Source organism: Pseudomonadota bacterium (genome assembly GCA_022361155.1).
Lineage (GTDB): Bacteria > Myxococcota_A > Polyangia > Polyangiales > JAKSBK01 > JAKSBK01.
Window position 1 is genome coordinate 1 of the sequence record JAKSBK010000502.1, and the last position, 1,015, is coordinate 1,015.

The following is a 1,015-nucleotide window of genomic DNA, read 5'->3' on the forward strand; positions in this document are numbered from 1 at the left end:
AAGTTCTTCTGCGATTGCTTTTAGTCTTTTACCCGTTGCGATCAAGTGGAACACTTGAAATTCCCGGTCTGTGAGGTTTTCGTGGAGAGGTCTTTCAGAGTCTTTGTTCAGCTCTGAAACCAATTTATCTGCAAGGCTGGGAGAAATATATTTGTGGCCGTCGACAACTCTTCTAATCGCTTCGACCAACTGTTGGGTAACATTGGATTTACCCAAATACCCGGATGCCCCTGCCTTCAGAAACCGAACTCCATAGTGATCTTCGGGAAACATACTTAAAATGATGACGGGTAATTGAGGGTTTATGGCCTTCAACTCAATCAATGTATCCAAGCCATTTCTATCGGGCATATCGTAATCCATAATGACAACATCAACATCCAGCTCCACAAATTTCTTGAGCACTTCATCACCGCTCTCAGCTTCGCCGGCAATAATAATATCTGAAACATCAGAAATAATCGTTTTGATTCCCTGACGAACAATGTCGTGATCGTCGGCTATCAGAACCCTAATAGGATTTGTTTTTGTTGAATTCATTTATTGGCTATGGGAATTCGGACTTCCACAGTGGTCCCTTTTCCATCTGTACCCAAGAATTGAACTTCTCCACCCCAGGACCGGACTCGCTCTCGAATCCCAATAAGCCCTATGGAATGCGAATCTTTAACCTTATCTTGTTTAATTCCAATTCCATTGTCCCGAATCTTCATCACCAATTGTCCGCTTTTATGAAGCACTTCAACTTCAACTTGGTTCGCTTCAGAATGCCGCACTACATTGGTAACAGACTCTTGAAAAATGCGAAACAAAGTGACCTCTAGATCCTTGTCCAGCCCAACGTGCTTCTGAGGAAAATTTAAGTCAAATTGAATTCCATATCTTTTTTCATATTCACCCGCCTGCCAGGCAAGAGCTTCATACAAACCAAACGCATCCAGAATAGGCGGGCGCAATTCCATTGCGATCCCTTGAACCGACTTAATAGTGTCATCTATCAAATCCACGATAGAGT

The 1,015-nt window shown here is 42.9% G+C and carries 2 protein-coding genes; both read right to left on the bottom strand.

The annotated features are described in order from the left end of the window. On the bottom strand, positions 1-540 hold a 540-nt coding region (locus tag MJD61_18780; GenBank protein MCG8557310.1), incomplete at its 3' end, for a response regulator transcription factor. Beyond that, a partial coding sequence (locus tag MJD61_18785; protein ID MCG8557311.1) for an ATP-binding protein occupies positions 537-1,015 on the bottom strand: 479 nt, incomplete at its 5' end. The genes MJD61_18785 and MJD61_18780, both read right to left, overlap by 4 nt.